This is a genomic window from Nocardia tenerifensis NBRC 101015 (assembly GCF_000308715.1).
GTDB lineage: Bacteria > Actinomycetota > Actinomycetes > Mycobacteriales > Mycobacteriaceae > Nocardia > Nocardia tenerifensis.
In genome coordinates this window covers 1-3746 of the sequence record NZ_BAGH01000024.1, presented here as the reverse complement: position 1 = coordinate 3746, position 3746 = coordinate 1, and the positions used below count along the sequence as shown (strand labels likewise).

Here is a 3746-nt window from a genome sequence, read left to right as displayed (position 1 = left end):
TTTCGAGATGGAAGGGATGCGCGGGTAATTACAGCGAGGCGAGCGAGTCGACCTCGCGGGCGAAGTGCGGCGCCTGGATTCCGATGTGCAGTAGACCGGCCGCCTTCAATGCGTGGAAGCCGCCGACGAGATCGGTCGCCCGGTGCAACCCCAGTTGCTGCAGCGCGGCCGCGGCAAGGCTGGACGTATAGCCCTCGGAGCAGGCGATGATCCATTCCACATCGTGATCGGTGGCCAGTGCCAAACGCGCCGAACTGGTCGGATCGAGCCGCCATTCCAGCACATTCCGCTCGATCACCAGGGCGCCGGGCAGCGCGCCCTCGCGCACCCGCTGCGCCTGCGGCCGAATGTCGACCAGAATCGCGCCCCTGGCGAGCGCCTCGGGCATTTCGAAGGCGTAGATCCGGTTGAGCCGGGCCCGCGCGTTCTCCAGCATCTGATCGATGGTCAGACGACTCATTACATATCACCTTCGGGCTGGTCGGTGAGGACGGTTCGGGTGCGCCGCAGGGTGCCGTGGCCGGTGACCTCGTAATAGGACATGGCCGTGAGCGGCGGAGAATAGGCGTGCACGCTGAGGGTCGGTTCGAGCAGTGCCGGGTCGATGGGTTCCACCGCGCCGTCGGTGGCGAAATGCGCCGCACCACTGGCACCGAATTGCGCTGGGCTGTCTGCGACGAACTGCGCCGAACCATCGGACACCGACTGCGCGGGGGCGCGCATCACGTCGTGCACCCAGCCGATCGGAAACGACGCCTGATCCCCCGCGGACAGCACGCGGCGGCGCAGTTCGGTTCCGTTCCAACGGAATTCCGAGAGCGCGCCGCTGAGCACGGTCAGCGCGCCGAGCGAGCCGGCGTGGTCGTGCAGTTCGGTGGACTTTCCCGGCGTCCAGCTGATCAGCCAGACGTCGACCTCGTCGTCGGTGAGCAGGCGGGCCGCCCACCGTTCGTCGGACGGCCACACGCCGTTGGCGGGCAACAGGTGGTCGTAGCGCCCGGCGAGCACGTCCTCGGCGCCCTCATCGGTCAACCGGAGCAGATCGGCGGGGCGCAGGCGCGTCGGCAAGGCGGAGGCCACGGAGCGCTCGAGCGGCGGGGTGGCCGAGAGGGAGTCCCGTGCGGACGAAAGGGAAAGAACGGAAGAACGCATGAGCGAATCTCCAGGAGGTTGCGAACGGTCGAGGGCGGTGGTCAGCCTCGATCGGTCGAGGCCACGTCAGCCTCGACAACACTCCTGGGTGCGCACGCGGAAATACACAGCGGTGAGTGTATCAGCATGGTGGGCGGTGTCGGCAAGCTCAGCCGGTGCGACGAATCCGACACCGCGAGAATCAGCCAACTCCCTTGCGGCGCTGGTTGCGCTCGTATACGAGGCGCAGACCGGTGAGGGTGAGATACGGATCGTGGTCGTCGATGGTCTCCGATTCGGCCACGATCAGCGCCGCGGTCGGTCCCGTCGCGACCACCGCGACGTCGTTGCCCGCGAAGGCCTCGAACTCGTCGCGAATACGGTCGATCAGCCCGTCCACCATGCCCGCGAAGCCGAAGACCGCGCCGGCCTGCATGGCCTCCATGCTGTTCTTGCCGAGCACCGAGCGCGGCCGCGCCAGCTCGACCCGGCGCAGCGCGCTGCGCTCGACCAGGGACTCCGTCGCGATCTCGACGCCGGGGGCGATGATGCCACCGAGGAACTCGCCCTTCGCCGAGACCAGGTCGACGCAGATCGCGGTGCCGAAGTCGATGACGATCGCCGGGGCGGAGTAGCGCTGATAGGCCGCGAGGCAGTTGACGATCCGGTCGGCGCCGACCTCTTTCGGGTTGTCCACCAGCAGCGGAATGCCCGTGCGGACGCCGGGCTCGACCAGCACGTGCGGCACGTCGCCCCAGTACTGGTTCAGCATTGTGCGCAGTTCCCGCAGCACGGGCGGCACCGTGGCCAGCGCCGAAACCCCGATCACCTGGTCGAGTTGCGGGCCGATGAGGCCGCGGACCTGCATGGCGAACTCGTCGGCGGTGAGCAGCGGATTGGTGTGGATCCGCCAGTGCCGCACCAGTTTCGAGTGCGCGCCGCTGCCCGTGAAGAGTCCGAGCACGATATTCGTATTGCGGACGTCGATGGTCAGCAGCATGTCAGGCGAGCGAGAGCGAGCGCGGCGAGGTCAGCCCGGAGCCCTCCGGCGCGTGCGCCGGATCGGAGCCGAGTTCGACGGGGCGATTGCGCTCGTCGACGAAGACGACCTTCGGGTGGTAGTCGGCGATCTCCCGCTCGTCGAGCTGGCCGTAGGCGATCAAAATGACCAGGTCGCCGGGGTGCACGAGATGGGCTGCGGCGCCGTTGATCCCGATGACGCCGGACCCGCGGGCGCCGGCGATCACATAGGTCTCCAGGCGGGCGCCGTTGTCGATGTCGACAATGCAGACCTGCTCGCCCTCGAGCAGGCCCGCGGCGTCGAGCAGATCTTGGTCCACCGTGACCGAGCCGACGTAGTGCAGGTCCGCGTGGGTGACCGTGGCGCGGTGGATCTTCGACGTCATCATGGTGCGCAGCATTGCGTCGCCCTTTCGTTGGTTCGTCGCCTATGCGGGCTGGGAGGTCCGCTGGGCGGAGACGTTGGGGTGGCCGTCGATCGGGGCGCCGAGGGTGACGGCGACATTGTCGATCAGGCGGGTCGCGCCGACCCGGGCGGCCACCAGCAGCCGGGCGTTGCCGGTCGCGGGGGCGGGGCCGAGATTGGTCGAGCGCAGTTCGAGGTAGTCGACCTCGACGCCGGGCGCCGCGTCGAGCACCTGGCGGGCCGCGGCGAGCACCGCCTCGGGGCCGAGGCCGCCCGCGTGCTTGCCCGCGGCCAGCGCCGCCGACAGGCCCAGCGCCGATTCACGCTGTGCCGCATCGAGATAGCGATTGCGCGAGGACATGGCCAGGCCGTCGTGCTCACGCACGGTCGCCACCGGCTTGATCCGCACATCGAAGTTCAGGTCCCGCACCATCTGCCGGATCAGCGTGAGCTGCTGGTAGTCCTTCTCGCCGAAGTACACCTCGGTGGGCCGGGTGATCTGCAGCAGTTTGGCGACCACGGTCAGCATGCCCGCGAAATGGGTTGGCCTGCTTGCGCCTTCGAGCTCGGACCCGATCGGCCCCGGCTGCACGGTGGTGCGCGGGCCGTCGGGGTACATATCGGCGACGCTCGGCGCGAACACCAGCTCGACGCCCTCGGCGCGCAGCAGCGCCACGTCGGAGTCCAGGGTGCGCGGGTACTTGTCGAGGTCCTCGTTCGGCCCGAACTGCAAGGGGTTGACGAAGATCGAGACGATGACGACCTGGTTGTTGCGCTTGGCCAGCCGGACGATCTCCAGGTGACCCTCGTGCAGCGCGCCCATCGTCGGCACCAGCGCGACGGTGCGGCCGACGCCGCGCAGCGCGCCGGACACCTGGGTGAGCACCGCGGGATCGTGGTGCACGGTCAGCTCGCCCGGTTTGTAGGCGCCACGCAATTTCGGATCGAACATCAGCGCCCTTTCAGCAGCTCGATGACGGCGGGGTTGGTGCCCGCGCGTTCGGCGGTTCGCAGCGACATCGCACGGTAACCCTCGGCCAGGCGCGCGTCGACCGATTCCAGTGCGCTCAGGTGCGCGGCGACGGCGTCCGCGTCGCCGCGGGCCACCGGGCCGGTGAGCGCGGATTGACCGCGGCGCAGCGCGTTGTCCAGCGCGGCCGAGGCCAGCGGCGCGAGCAGGCGCTCGGCC

6 protein-coding genes are annotated in these 3746 nt (G+C 69.0%); all 6 read right to left on the bottom strand.

Annotated features, from left to right (window positions below):
- Positions 1-28 precede the first annotated feature (28 nt).
- The gene (locus ON39_RS02125) at positions 29-451 is read right to left on the bottom strand and encodes a rhodanese-like domain-containing protein (RefSeq protein ID WP_040730205.1); all 423 of its coding nucleotides are present in this window, start codon (positions 449-451) and stop codon (positions 29-31) included.
- A gap of 8 nt (positions 452-459) precedes the next feature.
- Positions 460-1152 carry a cupin domain-containing protein gene (locus ON39_RS02120; protein WP_246002974.1) on the bottom strand — a complete coding sequence of 231 codons (693 nt, stop codon included), beginning with the start codon at positions 1150-1152 and terminating at the stop codon, positions 460-462.
- A 181-nt stretch (positions 1153-1333) separates the two neighbouring features.
- Complete coding sequence (locus tag ON39_RS02115; protein WP_040730199.1) at positions 1334-2131, bottom strand: type III pantothenate kinase; 798 nt, start codon at positions 2129-2131, stop codon at positions 1334-1336.
- Position 2132: 1 nt separating this feature from the next.
- On the bottom strand, positions 2133-2552 hold the full coding sequence (gene panD, locus ON39_RS02110) for an aspartate 1-decarboxylase (protein ID WP_040730196.1): 420 nt from the start codon (positions 2550-2552) through the stop codon (positions 2133-2135).
- 27 nt (positions 2553-2579) lie between these two features.
- Positions 2580-3509, bottom strand: coding sequence for a pantoate--beta-alanine ligase (gene panC / locus ON39_RS02105; RefSeq protein ID WP_040730193.1), 930 nt, complete (start codon positions 3507-3509; stop codon positions 2580-2582).
- A partial coding sequence (locus tag ON39_RS02100; protein WP_040730190.1) for a DUF2520 domain-containing protein occupies positions 3509-3746 on the bottom strand: 238 nt, incomplete at its 5' end. The genes ON39_RS02100 and panC, both read right to left, overlap by 1 nt.